Origin of the sequence: Parvularcula marina (assembly GCF_003399445.1) — a bacterium.
Lineage (GTDB): Bacteria > Pseudomonadota > Alphaproteobacteria > Caulobacterales > Parvularculaceae > Parvularcula > Parvularcula marina.
On the sequence record NZ_QUQO01000001.1, the window covers coordinates 565,884 to 588,656 of the forward strand.

Below are 22,773 nucleotides of genomic sequence, written 5' to 3' on the forward strand. Positions count from 1 at the left end.
ATTAGGCTGCGATGCTCTGATAGCGTTCAACGCCGCGCAAACGGTTTTCCGCATGGCGGCAATATTCCGCTTCAAGCTCAATGCCGATATAGTGACGGTCATTCAGGGCTGCTGCAACGGCGGTTGATCCTGACCCTGAAAAGGGATCGAGAACAAGATCCCCCGGCTTTGAAAAACTGCGAATGAAGGGCGAGAGGACGCTAACGGCTTTTTCCGTCGGATGCGCCCTGTTACCACTATATTCCCATTCCAAAACGTCAGGAATGGGATTTTCAGGCTTGGCGGGGTCTCCTTTTGCCAGAATGAACGCCGACTCATGGCGATATTCCGTATAGCCGATTTTAGGCGCGTATTTCTTAGGCCAGACTATATGGCCCACAGTGCGGAATCCGGCTTCGTTCCACAAGGCCGCGAAAGCTGTCAGCCCTGTCCAGCCATAAAAACTGATACAATAACTATCCGGCTTCATAACCCGGTATGTTTCAAGGAAGACGCGCCGTATGGCCTCCGGGTTGGTGTCATTTCTCAGAGTCCGGCCTGTACGGTCCCTGTAGTTGACGAGATATGGCGGATCGGTGACGACAAGATCGACCTATTCCTTATCAAGCTGGCTTAAAATGTCTGCGCTGTCACCGCAGATGATTTGGTCTTTATACATATTTTCCCCTTTCTCTTGGGTATGGGTTGCTCATGCAACCCTGCCCTTTGGCGAAAACGGGGGGGGTGCAAACGGAAAGAAAAATCGACGGCGGGCGCAGGCGCTTGCGCCGAGCCTCGGGAGACCGTCTATTTTTCTTGAAGTGCGCCGGGGGGCTGGTCCCCAAGCTCTTTCGCGCAAGGGATCGAAGCCGAATGGCCGGGACAGTAGGCCCGGTTCACGAGAGCCCGATCGGCAAATGCACCAGACGAGAACAAAATCAGAAACAAGTATTGTAACACGCTACACGATACTTGACAGAGGGAGGTAAATCGGGTTTTCTGGACCTTATGAACCAGAATAACCCTCATCCCGGCCCCTACATTCGAGCAAACATTATCCCTCAAGAGGTAACCGTGGCGGCCGCCGCTAAGCTGCTCGGCATCGGACGGCCCGCCCTGCAGAATCTTGTGTCCGAGAAAGCCTCTCTCTCCCCAGACCTTGCTACACGCCTAGAAAAAGCATTCGGCGCCGATGCTAAGAGCTTGTTGAAAATGCAGGCAGAGCACGACGCCAGCAAGGTCACCCCCAACGCAATTGAAGTAATCGGATATTGCCCGCGATTTATTGAGATTAAGAGTAGCCACCTCCATCAATGGGCTGGTCTACATGATCCGATTGGAGCCAGGACGCGGTTCCCGGTTTTGCTACGACACCTAATCCATTCGACCGCCCGAGGTTTAAGCTACTCCGATTTCCCCGGCGATGATGATGGCGAGCGCAAAGGCCCAGACGGTACGCTTCATTGTACTGACGGAAATGATAAAGTTCCCACTGGCTGGTCGACTTGGGAGTTTGGATGCGGAGGAAATCCCCAAGATAAAGCCAATGAGGATTTCAGGAACAAAACGAAGCAGGCAGCCACGAACGAAAAATATAGATTAAGCACCACTTTTATTTTCGTCACCCCGAGAGCTTGGCCGGGCGCAAAAGCTTGGGCAGAAACAAAGCGCGCGGAAGGTCAGTGGAAGGACGTCCGCGCCTATGATAGCAGCGATCTGGCTCAATGGTGTGCAGCTTCCCCCGTAGCTCAAGCATGGATAGCACAAGAGATTGGCCTTGACCCGTTGGGTGCCACCACACTCGAGAAGGCATACGAACGGTGGAGTTTCGTGTGCACTCCACCCTTGAATCAAAAGCTATTTGACCAACATGCCGTCATTCACGAAAACCGATTCCATGAGTGGATTGAAACGAAAGACGCTGGAATCCTTAGCGTCGTAGCCGATTCAATACAGGAAGCACTTGCATTTTTGCATGTCTGCTTTGAGCGCTACCAAACTTCAACTGGAATCATCAGTCCACCACTAATTATCGAGCGTGAAAACGCTCTTACTCGATTTATACAGCATGTAGACGGAATTATACCCGTCATCACCGATCGTGATATCGAGCGCAACATTGACCCTGACCTACGGAAGTACAAAAGAAAAGCGATCTTTGTTTACGGACGCGGTGACGCACCCTCTAGCGAGAATGTTATCCGTTTAGAGCAGTTAGGCTTCGACGATTTTCGATCCGCTCTGGAATCGATGGGTTTTGGTGACGACGATGTAGCCAAGCTTGACCGAGAGAGCGGTCGTCACTTGACAGTATTACGACGACGACTTGCAGAAAGCGAAACCATTCGCCGCCCCGAATGGTCCCAGACCACATTCTCAAGAGACATCGTGCCTTTGTTGATTTGTGGCGCGTGGGATTCAAGAAACGAGTTTGATCAATGGGTAGTTGAAGAGCTTACCGGAAAAAAAATCTCGCAGGTCGAGCTTCAAGTGCGACAGCTTGCAAATCTTGATGATCCGCCACTGTGGATCGCTGGTGGCGTTCGTGGCATAGTTTCTCGAATTGACTGCCTCTACGCATTAAAGGATCAAATTGACGGCGCTGATATAGAAAAATTCTATCAGTATGCTGCATTTGTTCTGGAGGAGAAAGATCCTTCTATAGAACTCCCAGATGAAGATCGCCCATTCGCCGCGCTCTATGGCAAGACCCGTCAAATATCTGCAGTATTGAGAAAAAGCATGGCTGAAATGCTCGTGCTTCTCTCTGTACATGGAGATGTGCTTTTTCGTGAACAGACAGGGGTTTCTTGCGCAGCAAAGGGTGCCCAGCTTGTGTCTGATTTACTCACACCTTTGAGTGTTGATACCTTAAAATCTCATGGGAACGACCTCGCTCTTTACGCGGAGACAGATCCAACCACCTTCCTGAGTATAATAGCCGACGACATATTTGAAGGACCCGGGGAGACACGGAAACTGATCGTGCCAGCGAACGGCGCAATGTTTGGCGGCGTCCCCAGAACTGGACTCATGTCTGCACTACAGGTGACGGCATGGTTTGAGCGGACGTTCCATCAGACCGTTGAGATCTTATGCGAGCTCGCCACCATTCCGCTTGAAGATAATGTATCCCCAAAACCTATCACCGTCTTGAAAGACATATTCTCTGATTGGATGCCGCAAACATCTGTTTCTGTCGAGGGCCGTATCGCGGCTGCATCATCGCTCTGTTCGAAATTTCCGGAGGTGATGTGGCGCGTAATGTTGAGCATGATTGACACTCGCAGAACGCAATCTGGCGCACGAAAGCCAATCTGGCGATCGGATGCTTACGGCATGGGACGGCCACTTAGTGGTGAGCGCCTCAAAGAGCGCCAAGAGTTCATGAACTTTGTAGTCACTTCCGTACTAGGATGGAATAAGCACACGGAAGACTCGATAATTCGACTGGTCAGAAAAGTGCCCATGATACATACGACACACCACTCTGATATTTATGAAGCTGTGAGACGTTGGTCAGCCGATGCATCGCTTGGTGAGCTCGCCCGTGTGCGCGAGGTGGTTCGTACAAGTTGTTTAGGTAGAAGAGCGTTTCAACTAGCGGGATCTGAGGCAATGCAGCCCGCCCACCAGCTCTACGACGATTTAGAACCAAACGACGTTCTCTATAAATGCCTCTGGCTATTTGAAAATTCTTGGGTTGCGGAGAACGGTAGAGATTTTGAGGACGAAAATTTCGACTACAAATTTCATGAGAGATGGGTCGAGAACAATCGTACAGAAGCTATTGAAGCAATAGTCTCCGAACGCGGTATAGGTGGCGTTGTTGATCTATCTCGCATGAAAGTGGATCAATTTGTCATCGGCTCTATCGCTGCTCGTAAAGTCCTTTCACATGAACAAATATCGGAAATCATCAAATCCACGATTGAAGAACAAGGATCTGATGGCGGTTACCGTTTCACCAATCTCATTGCTGGCCTGATCGCGACACGAACTCCAGACGAGTTACAATCCATATTAGCGTCACTTTCGTCGCCTGACTCTCAAACTAATCTTCTCATATGGTCGCCGTTCAAAACAGAGATTTGGGATCTCGTAGACGCGCAAAGCTCCAAGATTAGAGCCGCATATTGGGAGCAGGTTCATCCGCATGGTATGCCAGGTGATGATATCTCCGAATTAAATCGAGGAACATCGTCACTGATCGGAGCAAATCGGCCAAGAGCTGCATTTAATTATGCTCAATATTATGCGAAAAAGCTCGATCCTGACCTTCTTGTGGAATTGCTAGAAAAATTGAATTCAAAGAGTGAAGACAAGTCCGGAGAGTATCTGCTGGACCCATACTGGTTGAAGGAAGCACTACAACATCTCAATACTTGTGGGCTTTCCGATCGATCAAAGTTGGCAATGCTGGAATGGCAGTTTGTGGGGGCGTTCAAGTATGATGATGAGTTTGAAGCACCAAATTTGCTGAGTGAGCTAGAGCGATCTCCAAATTTATTTATTGATTTGGTGTGCATGGTTTATCGCCGTGACGATGGTGAGCAAGATCCCGAGAGGCTCCAAACGGCTTCGAAGGATGATGCAACTGCGCGGGCGGAACATGCCTACGCCGCATTGAAAATTCTAAAAACGGTTCCCTTTTCGACTAGGGCCGATCTAAGCACTGAAGAAAAAATTATAGCTCTAACCGAATGGTGTGAAGCTGTACTCACCGGAACATCTGAGTTGGGCCGCAGGGAAGTCGGCCAGTCTGCACTCGGAGAACTTCTAGCACATGCCCAGATGGATGAAGACGGAGCTTGGCCGTCCGAGCCTGCTCGCTCCGCATTTGAACAATCCTACACGTCAAAGATCGCACAAGGATTCTCTATTGGGAAGTTTAACTCGGTGGGCGCTCACTTCCGTGGTGAGGGAGGAGCGTTTGAACGAGAACGGCGCGACGAACTGCTGGGATGGGCCAATAAGATCAAATACACACATCCGCGCCTCTTCGAAACACTAGTAACTATGGCAGATGATTATAATCGTATGGCAGAAAATGCTGATACGGATCGACTTATCAGAAAACGCATTGGATACTGATCTAAGATTTATAGTCGTTACACGTCTTAAAATAAATTAAAAAATCTGAGAACATTGAGTGTAAGCGCTAGCAGAACTGCAATTATGCTGATGGCTACGAATATCGGATGATCTTTTATCAAGACTGCAGCCGTAGAAAAATTTAATCCTCGTGTTTTGAAATATCCATTTTGGGATTTTAGTCGCCCCTCGTTAGCCGCTGCAGCGATATCCATGATCGCATCTACTTTACTTAAGGTCGATTGATGTAGTTTGACATATTCCCCGTTATTAAACGCCTCTGCCTCCTCCGCTCCCGTGAGGAAATTACGAGGCACCATATTGTTGAACTCCAAAAGATTGTGGAATCTCGGATGTCCAACATAATCCGGGCCAAGAAAATCATACATGACTCTTGCCAAGTCAACTTTTTGTCCATCAGGAATATCGACTGGTGATCCACCCAACACCCTAAATCGATGAGCAATTGCTTCAAAACCATAGTTTGAATCGCGCATATTCCAATGCACCCACACCCGCTCTTCGAGCTTCTCAACTTGGTCATAGAACTTTTTGAGCATGCTCTCCTCAAGATTATCAATCTGTGCACTGAAATCTTGAAGGTCTAGGTTGGCCAGCTCGGCCTCTTTGTGAAGCGAAAATGAGCGCGTTTGGCCGCTGCGCAAGAACCTTAGGGCAATCGATGTAATTCGTGGTGAGCGTCCGTCCACAATATCGTAAAAACTCTCACAGGAGTAATGTATGAATATAGTACGGTCAGCAGAGGAAAAAAGATCCGATATTATATCGGCTGAAGTGCGATGTTTTTGAAATTGGTTTATAGCCATTCCATACTCTAACTTCAGCAATCCGGCACTGTACAGATTTTTTTTATGCTCTACGGTTGAAGGATATACGCTGCGGCATTAGTGCCAGCATGTAACTCGGCCGACATGAGGCAGAGTGGTGTCATACATTCAAGTCACTAGCAAAAGCACATGTTTCTAAGGAGCATGAGCACGCCTCTTAGTCGTCTCCAAGGTCGAAATCTTGGCGCAGGTCCACGGGGGCATACGCCTGCTCGTGATCAACCGACGAAACGGTTGTCCATGGCTCGGTGCAGGTGGAGAGGGACATCTCTAAGCCCTGCTCGATGGGTGTCCAGAGGGAGAGCGAAGTCTCCCTTGGTCATGGGGGTGTCGGGGGAGCAGGAACGCTCTCCCTGACTGGTGATGCAGCGGCCAGACGATGCGAGTGGTTCCAAGGGGCGCGATAGCCCTTTGGTCAATGGGTGCAGGGAGAGTGATATCTCCCGCGAGTGATCCAGCGGCGATAGGCTGGTCGTGATTAATCGGCGAAACGATTAGCTGGCGGCTCGGGGTTCAATGCCCTGAGTCCGCCAAGGCCGGAGGGATGCAACGGGAACGCGCAGCGGGTTCCCTTGCCAAGCGCGGTGGTACTACCACCGCACAGCTTGCAGTACACAGAATTAGACCTAACAGGAATGTGTTACACGGAAGCATCTGTGGGCTGACGCTTTCCCCTTACTGCACAGAACAGTTTCTCAATGAGTTCCTTTGAGATATCGAGAGTCCTTAAGGCATCATTCGGCCCCAACAGCATTGCTTTATCTTTGTGAGAAACTGCATTTCTCAAGCTCCGCCCTGCGTGCCACCGAACCAGATCATCATCAGCGATAAATCCTTGGCTATGCGCCCAATCAATGAGGCTTTTATAGCCTTTGCCTATTGTGGCTCTTGAAGCGTTCCCCTCACGACATGCTTCCTTCAAAGCTGCTTCTTTGATGCGGTATATCTCCTCCATTCCATTCGTAAAAAGAGGATAATAGAAGCAACCATACACCATCGTTGCACGAGCGCGGTCAAACATCTCCAGTATCTCATCAGGTAGTTCGTCAGAGAGACTAACCTCCAATACAAGCCTGACCCATTCCTCATTTGGATGAGAGTAAGCCCCAATCCCATAGACAGACCAGCAGTCCATCCGCTCATCACGTTCGAGAAAGTTTTCCGGCGTCAGTTTCTTAGAAGTCATCACCGATAAAGTAGATCAACTCGCGCTCTACTTCAAACCGCTACCACTCCTGCTACAAGACCGCATACAAACACAAACCTAGAGGGATGTATTATAAATTAGCGCTCCCAAGAATCTGAGATCGAGCCGATATCCCTGACCAGCAAAGCTCCCCGGATGAGTCCGACGGGATCAGGGAAGTGAAGAAAACAGCCTGCCCAACATAACGCGCCTATTGGATTGATGCTGCACACTCATACGCGTGACGTTTGAGCGCTCTGGTGAGAGACCACGGGGCCATGTCGTAATCGGCGGCGATGTCTTTCAGAAAATCGTCTCTTTGTAATCGGACACGGATCATTTCCAAATCCTCTGCCGAGAGTTTCCGCGGCCTGCCGAGCGTGACCCCACGATTGCGGGCCGCTTCTAGGCCTTCTTTGGTGCGTTGCGAGTTTATGCGTCGCTCAAATTCAGCGAATGCCGAGATCATGGTGTAGATCAGCATTCCGCTCGGCGTTGTGGTATCAAGATTCATATTGACGATTTTGAGCGCAACGCCTCGACCTTTGAGCATTTCGAGCGTCTCAAGCGCGTCAATGGTCGACCGGAAAGCCCGATCAAGATCGAGGATCACTAAAATATCGCCAGCGGAAAGGGAGCTCAGAACCTCCTGCAGAATTGGACGCTTTGTCGTCGCGGCGGAAAGATACTCGACAAATAGCTCATCACAGAGCGCCTCTAGCCTGTCTATCTGCCGATCCGGCGACTGCTCACATGTCGATACTCTAATGTAGCCGAGCTTTTGCATAAAAATGATCTTGCCGGGCATACAAACGTATGTCCGCTGCCCACATTAAGGACCCTTTCTGTCGCTAAGTCATTCTGTGGTCGGAGCACATCTAAAAAAGATGCCATAACCAAGCTCTCATACCACTTCCTCTTATTGTACCAGAACCGATAATGCCGTACAAATTTTATGAACAATAACCGTCGGTTATGTTGAATCTCAATTCCGCGAAATGGCTGGTAGCAGGCACGTTATTGCCGATGGGACTACTTTTCGGCTGTGCAGGAAATGCTGATGAAATTGAGCAGGAATCTACCAGTCAAATCAAAGAAGCCACGGGGAAAATCACAGCTGGTTCCGTGCTTGAAGTGATGAACCATGCCGAACGGAACATCTATTATTTCGGCATTGTGGAAGGGCTGGCCTATGCCCGTTTTCTCAAAGACGACAAAGAAACCGACGGGATGGCCTGCATCTATGATTGGTACTTGGGACAGGAGAAATTTACAGACGCACCTGATGCTATTTTGGAGATTGAAGAAGCGTCTATCCGCTATAAGGACCACACACCCGGCGCAGTCGTCGGTGCCCTCACGCGTATGAGGTGCCCTGAATGAAAAAAGCCTTTTCCGTTACTGTCCGCCAGTCGCTCCTTGCAGAAATGAACCGTGACGACAGGGCTGCGCGTGAGGAAGCGTTAGTCCTGCAGAATGAGCGTCTGAAAAAGAAGGAACTGGAAGCCGAAGCAGCAGAATCCGAAGCGGAAGCCAACTTTGTGCGCGAACTGGTGATTAAGGAGGCTCTAGACCCCGCGAGACTTGCGAAGCTCTCTACGCGTATTGATACGCATCAGGAGTTATTGATCATCGCGCTGCTAGAAAATCAGACGGCACTGGATCAGGCTCAGGACAAAATCGATCTCATGTTGGAAGAGGCTTATGTGCTGGAAGATGGTCGGCGCGTGTTCAAAACGCGCGACGGATCTCAGATTTATGATGAGCATGGCCGAGAAGTGGAGATGGACACGGATCTGATTGATAACAGCTCCCCTCATTGGGACGTGTTTTCAGAGAGCGTGGAGATTAAAAACAATCTGCAGGAAGAGCGCGAGGCTTTACTGGAATATCAGCAAAAGCTGGATGAGGCAGAAGTTGCCATTGAAAACGGCACCCTCACCTCTGACGATCTGGATGAACTGGACGCGCTGATGGAAGACGCGCCAGCCCCAGTGCAGATGCATTTAACTGAGAGGGAAGGTCAGTGCACGAATGCTATCAATGCTATAGATAATTCTTCCAGTACTGACATACTGACTCACGAGAGCAACATTCTGGCGCCGAATTGAGTATAAGATCGCCTTTGGATCTGAAACATTGAGAGTGACGTGACCGGATATTTTCTTGCTATTAAATCTTCGCCGTTTCGAGATGAGAGCCTAATATCCACTTAGCATCTGCCAAAGACCAAATGCCATTTTTTGCATAGTGATTTATAAGTTGTGTCCTTAGGGCAGGCGAGACAAAGAATCGGCAGGCGTTGATCATGTGCATCTGAACACGAGTATCTTTGACAAGGAATTCATGCACTGCTGAGCTTGTGGCAAAAACTCCTTCTTCTGCGGCAATAGACATTCGCATAGCTAGCTGAACTTCAGGCGGCGTATTGGTCTCGATCAGTTGCATATGTTCATAGATGGACTTGTACAAGCTCACCATATTCTCATTATGCGCGGTTCCTCGCGCCAAGTCGTAGTAAGCTTTCTGAAGATAAGTTGCAGGTTGATTTCCGCAGACATCATTCAGATCTTCCTCTAACTGCTCATGACGACGCTTGAACTCCGCTTCACCTGAATGGTATTTAGGGGATCGCAAACCCAGCACGAGTCTCGCCGCCAAGATGTTCGCCTTTCGGGCATTGTATGCGAGACTAAAACCACGAGCACCTCTATCACGAGGTTTTTCCCGAGAGAGAATTTCCAGCGCGCTGTCATGCTGTTCTATCAGTGTTACGAGGTTCTCATCTTTGATGAATGTGCCTGCCTCCCTCTGTATAAAGAAGTCTCTCTGTCTTGGCGAGACCAGCTCACGGCGCACAAGGTTGGAATTCTCAATGATATCTACTTTGTGATAGGAAATAATGTCATCCCGTAAGGACGAAATTACCTTGCTGAGACCAAAAGCATGTCTTGGTTCTAAGCGACTTTCTATGCACCAAGAGAATGACAGTAAGCGTAACATCTCGTCGCGCGATACCTTTTCTGGATAACGCCGACCGGCTGCGATCAAGTTCAGTATGTCACCAACAAGACCTGCATATTTTCGTTCGCTTAAGGAAGAAAAGGTAAAAAATCGTGGAATGGCATTTATGATGGTAGCGGAGCGGTCAATAACATTCTTTTCAAGGCCGCGCGAAAACAATCCCAAACCAGTTGATGCTGCGCCAGAAACTAAAAGCTTTCTTTCAGGCTCACCGACTTCCAGTTCTTGTACGTGGTATGCAGGCGCCTGTTGTAATTCAATTGCTGGATTAAATGTTTCTGACGGTAGGTTCTTCCTGACTTCAGCACGAAGCTTGGAGTCAAGCTGCATTTCAACGTTTTTCGTAGATCGAAAATGATCGAGAATTTCGGAGACGTTTTCTTCAAAACAACGAATAAGATTCGATTTTTCCGTGTTGGGAAAATCCAACTGCATTAGCCCTGTGGTAACAATCGAAATATCCTGATCCGCAAGCCATAAAATATAGCCTGGAAGCTCTCGCTGCCTGAAATTTTTGCCCTTTTTTTTAGGATTGAGGCCGCATCGTCGTTCTGAAAGATCTTGTTTCAAAGAGCTGGGTATTGAAGAAGCATCACAATCAGAAAAATCTTTAACTAAGGACTGTCCCAGAAAAGTCAGATAAGGAGCGAATTGGGAATACCACAAATATAGATTGCCTTTTACATGATAAAAGTCATAGCCTAATTTTTCACTTATTTCATCAGTAGACTGAAAAAGTATCCTTCTAAACTTGTGCCGCGCACGATGATTCATTTCCCCGTATCGCTTCGCCCAATCGGACTGAAACCTCTTAATTTTGTTATCCATCGAGATTTGTCGGGCGTTACAACGCCATCCCTACTAGGCTAGATTTCTAGGGAGTTGGGTCACGGTAAGGAGACTCAGAATTAACTGGTACAACTTGCTTATCTTCGAGATACCATTCTTGATTTTCAACAGCCCCTGTCTTTCCGTTCCTTTCGATGATCGCAGGACCATCTTCTCGATGGCATTTTCCGTCGCGGCACCACATCTCATATTCCACGACATAAAGCCCCCGGATGTACTGCGGGGCATTCTTTCGATCAGCTTTCCCATGCTGATACCAACTTTGAACGAGCGGAAAGCGTGTCTCTCGATCCCATTCAATCCGGGCTGCGGCATCAGCGCGATGTAACAATCCATTCTGGAAATAACCTTCCATCCAGACAAAACTACTGTCCCATTCATCGTATCTCAGAATGGCTGGATCATCCACTCGATGCAGTTTTCCGTTCTGATACCATGCTTCCAAGTGTACTGCGCCGTCTTCCTTTTTACGAACTATGACTGCAGGTCCGCCTTCGCGATGGATAACACCATCTTTCATCCAAACTTCTTGCTGAAAATCCTCTTCATCTTCGAGGTTCATATAGAACTCATAGGGGTCCTCAATACCGCCCACCGGGCCGTAGCTGACTTTATAGCTGAACTCCTCACGTAACTCTTTCATCTCTTGAGAGATTACTACGTATACAGATGTTTTGTCAAGTTTCGGAAAATCCGAACGGATTCCGAATGCTCCTGAATGCACCCTCTGCAAGGCTCATTTTGTCGACATCACAGTGACCGGGCCGGTCCTTTCAACACCGAAAGGCAAAGCAGATGACTACGAGAATGCATGGCTCAGGAGAGCCGATTCCGAACTTCCTCCCCTTCATAGGGCAGAAGAACTTCGCAGCCGCCGTCGCAACATTGCTCATCATGAAGGATGCGCCACGGGGCGAAGCTCTTCTGGACTGGGTCGTGAATCTTTTAAGAGACGAGGCCAGTTCCGTCTTCAAGCTCGAAGGCGGCGTGTATGTCTTGAGCGACTTCGTCGAAGATTTCTCGGATTCTCCGGGCGAATGGCTGAGTAGCTACCTCGACTGGGCTTGGGAGCAGCCTTCGCTTAATCCGAGTCTCAGAACACAGGCGAAGCTCAGCGTGCTATTCCTCGCTTGCGCCATCGCATTCCCGGAAGAGTTTCGTCGCCTTGTTGATGATTTCGACCGCTGGCAATTTGGCCTGAGCGCATAATAATCGAGAGGATGGACGGCCTTGGTCGATCCATCCTCTTCGAGTTTCCCGGGACGAGAGACGCTCATTTGCCTTAGCCGGTGTCCCAGCACTGCCTTACCCCGGAAATGGCTGTGCGTCCCATCCATCTTTGGGCGGGAGAATGGATTTCCGGATCATCAAATGAGGATGGAAAAATGACTTCCACTAACGACCACTGGACCCGCCAAGGCCAGAATGATGCCTCACGCAATCAAGGCCAGCGTTCACCTAGCACCTTGCCAGACTGGCAATCGCGCCAAGCCTATCAAAGCGGCTACAATAACCAGAAAAACGGCAAATAAGACAGTAATGAATTGGTCCTCCGTATATGGAGGGCGGCAGGGATGCGGCCTTAGCGTTCCTGCCAAAACCGCAATACCTCAGCCAGCTATCGCTGAGTAAGAACCGCGGACAGGCACCCAGAATTTTTATCCATAATAGAGTTTCAAGGCATCGCCTTGAGCGCACGGGAAATCTGCGCCTGTCCGCCCCTTCAAAAAACTCTGTAATCAGAAGGACGGAATAGCATGACGTGTACATCACGTGCTTATCCCAAACAACAAGACTGGACGTTGGTGACGCCGCAGGCGTCACGGGTCCATCCGCGCCACTGGTGCCATCGCTGCGGGGGTGTCGGTCGGTACTCCCCCTATATCGTGAGCATCAACACGCGGGACATTGAAGGCTTTGCGTGCTGTCCGGCATGTAAAGGTAACGGCCTGCGGCCCTACGCTCTCTAAATAATCCCTACAAAGAAAGAACTCTTGCCCGGATCGTCGCGTGATGGTCCGGGCAATCAAACCCCGAATGGATAATCTATCATGACTGAAACACGAAAAAATCACACAAACTCTCAGGCAGAAGCTATCCTGCAATCCGTCACCCAGCAACACCGCTCGCCAAAGCGTATGATATTGCTTGCGGGGGCGGCGCTACTGGCTCTGGAACTCTTCGCGCCGAATAATGTCAAACCCACAACAATATTTGGTAAGGCATACGGACGGATAATTGAAGGACAGGGGAAATCTTCTCGGTCGGTTATGGCCTGTGCAATTGAGATAGACCGATTGGTCGAGCGGCTCGGTGAAGCCAAGCGGAACCGATCACAAGCGCTTGGAAATTGTACTGTCAGTACACTACTTGACTTTCTGGAGCCCGGAGCGGGCCAACAGACCAATGCTATTTGTCAGCAAATGGTGCGGGACAAATTTGATCCTGATATTCTTGAGATTGAACGGGCCTTGAACAAAGCCAAGGAATGCCTCGACTGATGGCCGGGCATGAATTCGACGGCACGTCCTTTGCCAAGCATTATCACGGCATGGAGATTGGGGGAGCGGTGGCGAGCCGCTCCTTCGAGACAGCCCGCAGCGCCCATGTGGCCGAGCCTGCGACTTCTGCAGAAACCCAATCAGCGGCGGACGGCGCACCTGCCGCCCGTCCGGCTTCGATCAGCCGGGCCGAACGGTCACTCTCACATGACCGTGGTCCGAGCCTGCAACCTGAACTGACATTATAGGGGTTAGAGATGACGGCACCGCTCCGTGGACGAAATAATAAATCGATCAGCGAAGCGGCCACCGCAAAGTGGGCTGAGGCGGACCTCGTTTCGGCCCATTCTTATGTGGATGGCCAGATCTGGCTTGGGACGATCCCGCAGCCAACTGATGAAGCTAATGCTCTGATTGAAGATATACGCGCCTTTGTGGATCGCCTTAATGAGACCGAGACGCTGAACCCGGCATGGCGGGACGCACGTCTGCGTGAGGCAGAAGTGTATTGCGAGAAGCTGGAACGGACAGGCTATCAGCCAATTGGCGTCGGCCCTAATGAGGATCGGCATGGCGTGTTGCTGGCTGCGACGCGGTCAGGAAAGCTGACCTCAATTCTCGCCCAGAACCTCATGAACTATGCCGGATCGGTGCTCGCGAGCGATAGCAAAGGCGAGCTGGCACGGCTCTTCGCCAACCGCCGGGGGCATGGATCAGAACATTGTGACGGACTCGGGCAGCAAGTTCATGTGATTGATCCGTACCGGGTCAGTAGCGTCAGTGAAGACCTCTATGCGGGGTTTAACCCGCTGCAGGATCTTCACCCCGATGATCCACTCTTAATCGAAAAGGCAGCATCGATTGCGGATATGCTGATTATTCGCGGCGATCCAAAGAACGTGCACTTCGATGATAATGCACGGATTTTCGTCAAAGCGGTCATTCTCTTCGTTGTCTACGAATACCAAGACCTGCCCCAGTACAAGAACCTGCTGACTGTACGCGACCTGATCGTGAATGGTGCGCGGGCGCAGATGGAGGCAGACTTTGCTGCGCGTGAGGCCGCAACGGGCGAGACGATCACGGATCGCCCCAGCGCGTTCATGTACCTGCTTGATCTTATGAAGGAGTATCAAGAATGACCGGAGTCATTGCAGGTGCCGCACAGAACCTTCTCGACATGTCAGACCGGGAACGTGGCTCAATCCTCTCTACGGTAAGGCGGAATCTCGAATTCCTTGAGTTACCCGTATACAGACGTATTTTTGCCCACTCCACCTTTAATATCCATGACTTGAAGAATGATCCGCAAGGCATGAGTCTTTTCCTCTGCCAGCCGCCGCATAAGATGACGCAGGGCAGCAGGTTTCTCCGCGTGGTGGTGGGTGAGGCATTCAGTGCTCTCTATGAGTCACTAAATCCACCCGCCACAGGGCATCCTGTGCTTTGCTTGCTGGATGAGGCGGCAGTCTTGAAACATATGCAGGTGCTGGAGGATGCTGCTGGTTATGCCGCAGGCTTCGGGGTGAAGCTCTGGACGGTCTGGCAGGATTTGCCGCAGCTAAAACGGATTTATCCGCATAGCTACGAGACGTTTCTCAATAATGCAGGGTGGATACAGGCGTTCGGCGTGAGTGATGTCACAACAACGGAATATCTCTCTAAGCGCATCGGGCAGACGGAACTCCGGCAGTTTGTCACCTCGACCAGCACGCAGCATAGCACCTCCACCAGCAATCCGAGTGACGGCCAGCGGATGCGCAGCGTTCTGTCCATGCGCGGGGCAGCAACCGCGCTGCTGAATGACCAAGGATTCTCAAACAGCCTGTCTGTGACCACGAATGAGAACGAGCAAATCAAGACTTCCCCTCTCATTCAGCCGGATGAAATCGACAGGCACTTTTCGAGAGAAGAGCAAAATCAGATTCTTCTTCTCAAGGGTAAGCCCGCTATGGCGATTGATCGTCTGAACTATTTCGAAGGCGGACGGTTTTTAGGAAAGTTTGATCCGGATCGTCCGCCCTATTGGACGAAAGAGGAAGCAGCCATTGAAGCTGCGAAGCGTGATGCTGCGCAGCAGGTAGTGAACAAGCAGCTTCTGGCCAAAGCGTCCACATGGCTCAAAACCGCCTCAAGGGATCTGGACAAAGCCCTGAAGATCAAAAAATCTTGACATTTAGTCAGTATAGGAATATATTCATACTCTTGGGTGGAATGATGGGTAAGGAACAAAAAACAGCAAACAACAAACAGACTGGCCTTTCGGTCAGTTTCGACTTCGAAACTTACGCCCACCATATCAAAGACCTTGATCTGAGTGAGGAAGAGGCTCGCCAGCTTCTCGCCATGTGGTTTAACGTCGTCGTCCAGTTAGTAGATCTGGGCTGGGGGATTCACCCGATTCAGCAAAGCTGTGGACAGATCATAGAAACTGCTTGTGAGCGGCCTGCTGGCGATTCGGATGTGCTACTCTCAGAAGAGATAATCACTGCGATTAACAGCGAAGAGCATAGGAGGGCTGACGAATGACCACACACTTACAATCAGTGACTGCCACGGCCCATGCACTCTTATATTGTCGCGTCTCAACAACCAAGCAACGGATTGTTGGTCACGGTCTGGACGGACAAGAGCTGAATTGCCGCACCTATGCCGCAGCAAAAGGCTATGACGTAGCTGCTGTCTTCCCGGATGATGTGTCGGGCGGCGGGGATTATATGAAGCGCCCCGGCTTGGTAGCTATGCTTGCTTATATCGATGCCCATCCGGGCACGCGATTTGTCGTGGTCGTTGATGACCTTAAGCGTATAGCTCGGGATGTAGCCTATCACCTCAAGTTACGATCTGAACTTGAGCAGCGCGGCGTCAGCATGGAATCGCCGAATTTCCGCTTCGAAGACACACCGGAAGGGCGATTTAACGAAACCATTCAAGCTGCCAGCGGTGAACTTGAGCGAGAGCAAAACCGTCGTCAGGTCATGCAAAAAATGCGTGCACGGATTGAAGCGGGATACTATTGCCGCGCCAAGGCCATTGGCTATCGATATGAGAATGTACCCGGTCATGGCAAAATGCTCGTCCCTGACGAGCCGAATGCCTCCCTGATCCGGGAAATCTTTGAAGGGTTTGCCGCTGGCCGCTTTGAGACGGCGGCAGAAGTCGCGCGGCATTTGCGCGAGCAGCCCACGGTTTCGGATTCCATGACGCGGGGCCGCGCCACGAATATTCTGCGCCGGGCTCTCTACGCCGGATATATCAACCTGCCATCATGGGGCATTCACATGCAGAAAGGGCTGCATAAGCCGCTGGTGAGCCTGACACTGTGGCAGCAGGTGCAGGATAGGCTTGATGGCCGCGCCAACCGCCCAGCGCGTGGTGATCTGCATGAGGACTTCCCTTTGCGGAATTTTGTCGCTTGCGAGTGCTGCGGCTCTGCCATGACACCCGGATGGTCAAAGGGGCGGAATAGACTCTATGGCTACTATACCTGCCAGACGAAAGGCTGTGACTTCCGGGGCAAGTCTATCCGTAAGGAGAAGATAGAAGCCGCTTTCGGCTCGCTCGTTCACGAGCTGACGCCTGCGCCGGAATTACTCTCGACTACAAGAGCCATGTTCACGGATGTCTGGCAGGTACGAGCAGCACAGTTAAAAGCGATTCAAACTGAGCTGTCGGAAAAATTGAAGGCAACGGAAAAGCGGATTGCAGCGCTGATTGACCGCCTGATCGCCGCAACAAACAGCACCGTTGTGAAAGCCTATGAAGGGGAAATCGCCAAGCTGGAGCACGAAAAGCGGCTGATGAGCGAGCGCCAAGCGAACGCTCTTGAACCGCAAAAATCATTCGGAGAATGCTTCGGGCTGGCTATGGCTTTTGCCTCAAAGCCTTGGATTCTCTGGGAGAAAGGCGGGTTTGAGCATAAGCGCCTACTGCTGAGGCTCTCAGTACCCGGCACGATTACCTACACACGTGAAAACGGGTTCTTGAACCCGGAATTTTCCTTACCATTCAAACTGTTAGGAGGAATGAACTTGGAAACTGAAAAGATGGTGCGGGCGGCGGGACTCGAACCCGCACGGCCAAAGGCCTCGAGATTTTAAGTCTCGTGTGTCTACCAATTCCACCACGCCCGCGTGGATAGCGCTTCTGCGCAGTTCTGCGCGGCGGCGCAAGCTATCAGCGACCTTCACCGATTCGTTCGAGTTCAAACGGCGTCGTCTGATAGGTCTGGTTGATCCAGTTACCGATAAAAAGATGTGCGTGGGCTCGCCACCGATTGGGCGGCATCAACCCTGGATCGTCAAAGGGGAAGTAGTTCTTCGGCAATGGTGTGTCGGGATTTTCGCGCCTATCGCGCAAATATTCATCCCGCAACGTCGTTGCATCATATTCGAGATGATTGATCATATAGAGCCGCCCGCCATGCGGCTCATGGATCAGGCACGGGCCGGTCTCTGGCGAATCAAGCAACATGCGCAAGGACGGCACGTCCTCGACATCATGACGCTGCATCGTCGTCCATCGCGACACCGGCACCTGGATCGAATCAGAAAAGCCGACAAGAAATGGCGAGCCCGGTCGACAGTTCGAATGCGGGAAGACGCCGAAAGCTTTTTCGGCCAACCGCACCTTTGAGAGGCCGTGGAAATGATAGAGCGCCGCCATCGCGCCCCAGCAGACAAACAAGCTCGAATGCACATTGCTGGTCGTCCAGTCGAAGATGCGCTTGAGCTCATCCCAATAGGTGATCTCTTCATAGGGGACCATGCCAACTGGCGCGCCAGTGACGACGAAGGCGTCGAATTTCTCCGCCTCCACCTCTTCCCATGTCCGGTAGAAGGCCGCGAGATGTTCCGCTGACGTCGTTTTTGATTCATGGCTTGCCGCGCGCACAAGCGTCAGCTCAACCTGCAGCGCCGTCGCCGCGATCAGCCGTGCGATCTGCGTTTCAGTCTGGATCTTGTTTGGCATCAGGTTGAGGAGCCCGATTTTCATCGGCCGGATGTCCTGCCGGACCGCCTCGGCCTCCGCCATGACCATGATGCCCTCATTGATGAGGGTGTCACGTGCAGGCAGCTGGTCGGGGATCTTGATGGGCATCGGTTCTCTATCGGTCCTGTCCTGTGGGTGTCAGACCCAGCCTACATGGCCGTTTCCGCCCCTTTCGTGAAGGTCCCCCCGCAATTGCAGGCTCTGGCCATTCGACGCAGAGGTTGCACCCTGCCCTGATTGCTTTACGCTCCTTGGCGGGGACATTTGGGGTGCAAAATGAAACATCGTCTAGCTGCCTTGGCGGCCATGCTGGCCTTGCCAACCACGGCTCTTGCCCAGAATTACACGCCGCCACCGCTCGAAGCATTCGGCAGCATGCCGCTTTTCAGCAATGTGAGGATCTCTCCGGGCGGCGGGCGCGTCTTCGCCCTGGCCCGCCCGGCGGATGCCAAGGATTATCGCTTCGTCGTCTTTGAGAATACGCCGCAAGAGCTCTCCCCCATCTTCTCTGTTGAGCAATCGGATGAGGTCCGCTTCCGACGCCCCTTCTGGAAGCGCGACGACAAGATCATTTTCTCGATCGCCTCAAGCGGCAAACGCTATGGCACCGAAACGGTCGAGACGCGTCTTTTCTCGCTGACACCGAAATCGGGCAAATCGACACCGCTCTTCACCCTGAACACACGCAGCGCTCGTCTCGACCAGCAGACTGACGTGCCGATCCAAATTCAGGATGATTTCGTCAGCATTCTGCCGAATGATCCCAAAAACGTCCTTCTTGAATATTATGATGAGGGCCTGAACAGCGTTTACCGGGTCTATATCGATGACGACCGCAGCCACACGCGAATGCTGCGCGGCAAGGAAGGCATTGATGACTGGTCAGCAGATGGTCTTGGGAATATCCGCTCAGGGCGCGGCGTCCTTTATAACAAGAGCATCAAGCTGATCGTCCGTATGCCGGATGATAGCTGGAAGGACATCTCCTACCGCGTCGAAGAAGGCGCACCTAGCTTTTACTTCCTAGGCTTCCCGCATGACCGGACCAAGGCCTATGTCGCCTCCTCACATGAGACCGAAACAGAAGCCCTCTATCTCTATGACATCCCGAGCGACAGTTTCATTGAGCGGATTTTCCATACGCCAACCTCGGATGTGTATGACATCATCCAGCAGCGCTCGGACGGCGACGTGCTCGGTGTCACTTTCGCCGAGGATGACGGAGACGTTCACTGGCTAGGGGAGAGTTTCGTCCGTGACGTGATCGAAAAGGTCAAGGGCGCGCTGCCCGGCATGGATGTCACGCTGGTCAATCTCAATCTCACGGATACCGCTTCGACCTTCTTTATCGAGCAGGGGAATATTCCGGGCCAGTATATTCTTTTCGATCATACGGCCAATCGGCTGACCGCATTGCCATCGCAGTATCAGGCGCTCGAAGGCGTACCGATGGGCCAGACCTTCAGTACAATGTACACGGCGCGGGACGGGCTTGAGATCCCGGCCTATGTGACCCTGCCGCCCTGGTTGTCCTCACTGGAAGAAGCCCAAGGCGTGCCCTTTATCGTCCTGCCGCATGGCGGCCCGAACGCGCGGACCTTCACTGGATTTGACTGGGAAGTGCAGTATCTCGTCTCGCGCGGCTATGGCGTTCTGGAGATGAACTTCCGGGGGTCATCCGGGTTCGGACAGCAATTCCAGCGCGCCGGTGACCGGCAATGGGGTCAGGCGATGCAGGATGACATCACCGATGGCGCCAAATGGCTGATTGACCAAGGCTATACGAGCGCCAGCAATATTGCGATCATGGGGCATTCCTATGGCGGCTATGCTGCCTTGATGGGAGCGGTGAAGACCCCCGAGCTTTATCAATGCGCCGTCGCCCATGCGCCGGTGACGGACCTTCCCCGTCTGATCCGTTATGAAAGCCAGTTCATCGGCGGCAAATACTGGACTCGCCGCATCGGCCGGCTCTGGGGCGATCGGAATATGCTGCAGGAAAACAGCCCCGCCTTACGGGCCGAAGATTTCGGCATACCTGTCCTTATTCTGCATGGGGACAATGACCGGGTCGTCAATATCGAACAATCCGAGACGATGGCCGCCCGGCTGAAACGGGCGAACAAGGATCATAAATATGTCGTCCTCCCGAATGGTAGCCATTACCTCGATGTGGGCGACAACAGACTGACATTCCTGCTAGAGGCGGATGCCTTCCTGAAAGACTGTCTGGGTCACTAAGGAAATGTCAGGGCGGTATATCGCTGGTCGGCCTGCTCTGACGCAAAGGTTGCATCTCTGCCCGGCCGCACTAAAGTCGCGAACAGGGTTCATTTGGGGGTCTACATGAAATCGCAGCTATCACGCGGCATTGCCGGCATATTGGGTCTAATCCTTTCCACCGGCGTGGCCATGGCGCAGGATCAAGCGCCGCTTGAAGCCTATGCCCGTATGCCGCTGTTCCGCGACATCAAACTCTCGCCTTCTGGCCACAGATTCTTTGCGCTCGTCCGCCCCGAAGGCGCAGAAGAGTATCGCTTCATCGTTTATGACAATGGCGCAGAGGGCATCAAACCGGTTTACGGGACGACCCAGACTGACGAGATCCGCTTCCGCAATGTCACCTGGAAGCGCGATGATCGGATCATCTTCTCCCTGCGGACCAATGGCAGCCGATATGGTACAGAGACGGTCGAGACCCGACTCTTCGGCCTGAACCCCGACGACAGCAAGATCACGCCGCTATTCCGAAAGCCTGACGAAGGCGACCTGCCAGTTCAGATCCAGGACCGCATTGTCAGTATGCTGGAGGATGATGCCGATCACATCCTTGTACAGTATTGGGATGAAGGAAGGATGGCCGTCCGTAGCGTCTTTACGGAGAAAGACAGCCGTCACAAGACGGTCATGAGCGGCAGAAACGGCATTGATTTCTGGAGTGCAGACAAAAAGGGCCGCATCCGGTCCGGCTGGGGCATCGTCAATGATAAGCGCGAAAAACTAATCGTCCGCATGCCGGATGACAAGTGGAAAGATATCTCCCACCGCGTTGCAGAAGGCGCACCCTATTTCAATTTCCTCGGCTTCCCGGATCATCCCGAAAAAGCCTTCGTCGCCTCAAACCATGAGGGCGGATTAGCGGCGCTTTATATATATGACATCGTCAATGATCAGTTTGAGGAGAAACTCTTTGAATCAGATGTCTCTGATGTTTACAGCGTTGTCCAACGAGATGAGGATGGCGCCGCGGTCGGCGTGACCTTCGCTGATGAAACCGGCGACATTCACTGGTTCGGCGCGAACCTTGCCCAGGACATTATCGACCGGGTGAGAGGTGCTTTCCCCGGCCATTCCGTCACCCTAACATCGATCAATGGCAGTGATAGCCATGCTGTTGTCTATGTCGAAGAAGGCAATAATCCGGGCCGGTATTATATCTTTGATCGGGCGGGCCCCTCGCTGACCTCCCTACCCCCGCAATATCCCGAGCTGGCCGATGTGCCGATGGGGCGGACCTTCGTCTCCAGCTATCAGGCGCGGGACGGGCTCGACATTCCAGCCTTCGTGACCCTGCCGCCGCAATATGAGAGTCTTGAGGATGCCAAGGATCTCCCCTTCATCGTCCTCCCCCATGGCGGCCCGAATGCGCGGACCTTTGCCGGCTTTGACTGGGAAGTGCAGTATCTCGTCTCACGCGGCTATGGCGTCCTCGAGATGAACTTCCGCGGTTCTTCCGGCTACGGAGAAGAGTTCCTGCGTGCAGGTGACCGGCAATGGGGTCAGGCGATGCAGGACGATATCACCGATGGCACGAACTGGCTGATCGAAGCTGGCCTGGCATCGCCCCAGCGGATCGCAATCATGGGGCACTCCTATGGCGGCTATGCCGCGCTGATGGGAGCCGTGAAAACACCAGACATGTATCAATGCGCCATCGCCCATGCGCCGGTGACAGACCTTCCGATGCTGATCCGGCATGAAAACCAGTATGAAGGCGGCAGCTACTGGACGCGGCGGATTGGCCGGCTCTGGGGAGACCGCGAGATGCTGCGGGACAACAGCCCCACTCTGCAGGCAGACAAGATTCAGGTGCCGATCCTGCTTGTCCATGGCGAGGATGACCGGCGCGTCACCATTGACCAATCAGAGCGCATGGTCTCTAGCCTGAAACGTCAGGATAAGGAATTCCGCTATGTCGAGCTTGAGAAAGGCAGCCACTTCCTCGATGTTGGCGACAATCGGATAACATTCCTCAAGGAAACTGATACTTTCCTTAAAAGCTGCCTCGATCAGTAAAAGG

17 protein-coding genes, 1 tRNA gene and 2 pseudogenes are annotated in these 22,773 nt (G+C 52.0%); 12 read left to right on the forward strand and 8 right to left on the reverse strand.

Annotated elements, in window-relative coordinates:
* Position 1 precedes the first annotated feature (1 nt).
* A pseudogene (locus DX908_RS02625) lies at positions 2-658 on the reverse strand (DNA methyltransferase).
* Between the two features lie 329 nt (positions 659-987).
* On the opposite strand from DX908_RS02625, the gene DX908_RS02630 reads away from it, so the two are divergent.
* Complete coding sequence (locus DX908_RS02630; protein ID WP_116390903.1) at positions 988-5,073, forward strand: HigA family addiction module antitoxin; 4,086 nt, start codon at positions 988-990, stop codon at positions 5,071-5,073.
* Between the two features lie 26 nt (positions 5,074-5,099).
* Here the strand turns inward: DX908_RS02630 and DX908_RS02635 are convergent, their stop codons facing one another.
* From DX908_RS02635 to DX908_RS02645, 3 genes are all read right to left on the reverse strand, one after another.
* Complete coding sequence (locus DX908_RS02635) at positions 5,100-5,900, reverse strand: hypothetical protein (protein WP_116390904.1); 801 nt, start codon at positions 5,898-5,900, stop codon at positions 5,100-5,102.
* 661 nt (positions 5,901-6,561) lie between these two features.
* Positions 6,562-7,107 carry a hypothetical protein gene (locus DX908_RS02640; RefSeq protein WP_147303711.1) on the reverse strand — a complete coding sequence of 182 codons (546 nt, stop codon included), beginning with the start codon at positions 7,105-7,107 and terminating at the stop codon, positions 6,562-6,564.
* A gap of 211 nt (positions 7,108-7,318) precedes the next feature.
* Positions 7,319-7,915, reverse strand: a complete 597-nt coding sequence (locus DX908_RS02645; protein ID WP_116390906.1) for a recombinase family protein — start codon at positions 7,913-7,915, stop codon at positions 7,319-7,321.
* Positions 7,916-8,082: 167 nt separating this feature from the next.
* On the opposite strand from DX908_RS02645, the gene DX908_RS02650 reads away from it, so the two are divergent.
* Positions 8,083-8,490, forward strand: a complete 408-nt coding sequence (locus DX908_RS02650; protein WP_147303712.1) for a hypothetical protein — start codon at positions 8,083-8,085, stop codon at positions 8,488-8,490.
* Entirely contained in the window at positions 8,487-9,218 is a 732-nt protein-coding gene (locus tag DX908_RS02655; RefSeq protein WP_116390908.1) for a hypothetical protein, read from the forward strand. The genes DX908_RS02650 and DX908_RS02655 overlap by 4 nt, the downstream gene beginning before the upstream one ends.
* A gap of 61 nt (positions 9,219-9,279) precedes the next feature.
* On the opposite strand, the gene DX908_RS02660 is transcribed toward DX908_RS02655, so the two are convergent.
* Positions 9,280-10,959, reverse strand: a complete 1,680-nt coding sequence (locus DX908_RS02660) for a hypothetical protein (RefSeq protein ID WP_147303713.1) — start codon at positions 10,957-10,959, stop codon at positions 9,280-9,282.
* A 46-nt stretch (positions 10,960-11,005) separates the two neighbouring features.
* Positions 11,006-11,623 carry a hypothetical protein gene (locus DX908_RS16140; protein ID WP_147303714.1) on the reverse strand — a complete coding sequence of 206 codons (618 nt, stop codon included), beginning with the start codon at positions 11,621-11,623 and terminating at the stop codon, positions 11,006-11,008.
* 152 nt (positions 11,624-11,775) lie between these two features.
* Here DX908_RS16140 and DX908_RS02675 point away from each other — a divergent pair, with 152 nt between their 5' ends.
* The 7 genes and pseudogenes from DX908_RS02675 to DX908_RS16750 form a co-directional block, all read left to right on the forward strand.
* Positions 11,776-12,189: a hypothetical protein gene (locus tag DX908_RS02675; protein ID WP_147303715.1), complete on the forward strand. Its 414-nt coding sequence runs from the start codon at positions 11,776-11,778 to the stop codon at positions 12,187-12,189.
* A gap of 842 nt (positions 12,190-13,031) precedes the next feature.
* Positions 13,032-13,481 carry a hypothetical protein gene (locus DX908_RS02680; protein ID WP_116390913.1) on the forward strand — a complete coding sequence of 150 codons (450 nt, stop codon included), beginning with the start codon at positions 13,032-13,034 and terminating at the stop codon, positions 13,479-13,481.
* Positions 13,481-13,729, forward strand: a complete 249-nt coding sequence (locus tag DX908_RS02685; protein ID WP_116390914.1) for a hypothetical protein — start codon at positions 13,481-13,483, stop codon at positions 13,727-13,729. Before DX908_RS02680 ends, DX908_RS02685 begins: the two co-directional genes overlap by 1 nt.
* 9 nt (positions 13,730-13,738) lie before the next feature.
* On the forward strand, positions 13,739-14,623 hold the full coding sequence (locus DX908_RS02690; RefSeq protein ID WP_116390915.1) for a type IV secretory system conjugative DNA transfer family protein: 885 nt from the start codon (positions 13,739-13,741) through the stop codon (positions 14,621-14,623).
* Positions 14,620-15,654 carry a type IV secretory system conjugative DNA transfer family protein gene (locus DX908_RS02695; RefSeq protein ID WP_116390916.1) on the forward strand — a complete coding sequence of 345 codons (1,035 nt, stop codon included), beginning with the start codon at positions 14,620-14,622 and terminating at the stop codon, positions 15,652-15,654. Before DX908_RS02690 ends, DX908_RS02695 begins: the two co-directional genes overlap by 4 nt.
* Entirely contained in the window at positions 15,597-16,010 is a 414-nt protein-coding gene (locus DX908_RS02700; protein WP_147303716.1) for a hypothetical protein, read from the forward strand. Before DX908_RS02695 ends, DX908_RS02700 begins: the two co-directional genes overlap by 58 nt.
* A pseudogene (locus tag DX908_RS16750) lies at positions 16,007-17,023 on the forward strand (recombinase family protein); the annotation flags it as partial. The gene DX908_RS02700 and the pseudogene DX908_RS16750, both read left to right, overlap by 4 nt.
* Before the next feature lie 505 nt (positions 17,024-17,528).
* On the opposite strand, the gene DX908_RS02715 reads toward DX908_RS16750, so the two are convergent.
* Positions 17,529-17,614, reverse strand: a tRNA-Leu gene (locus DX908_RS02715).
* 43 nt (positions 17,615-17,657) lie between these two features.
* On the reverse strand, positions 17,658-18,581 hold the full coding sequence (locus DX908_RS02720) for a homoserine O-succinyltransferase (RefSeq protein ID WP_116390918.1): 924 nt from the start codon (positions 18,579-18,581) through the stop codon (positions 17,658-17,660).
* A gap of 168 nt (positions 18,582-18,749) precedes the next feature.
* On the opposite strand from DX908_RS02720, the gene DX908_RS02725 reads away from it, so the two are divergent.
* Together DX908_RS02725 and DX908_RS02730 are read left to right on the forward strand one after the other, a co-directional pair.
* Positions 18,750-20,714, forward strand: a complete 1,965-nt coding sequence (locus DX908_RS02725) for an alpha/beta hydrolase family protein (protein ID WP_116390919.1) — start codon at positions 18,750-18,752, stop codon at positions 20,712-20,714.
* A gap of 105 nt (positions 20,715-20,819) precedes the next feature.
* Positions 20,820-22,769, forward strand: a complete 1,950-nt coding sequence (locus DX908_RS02730) for an alpha/beta hydrolase family protein (protein ID WP_116390920.1) — start codon at positions 20,820-20,822, stop codon at positions 22,767-22,769.
* Positions 22,770-22,773 lie beyond the last annotated feature (4 nt).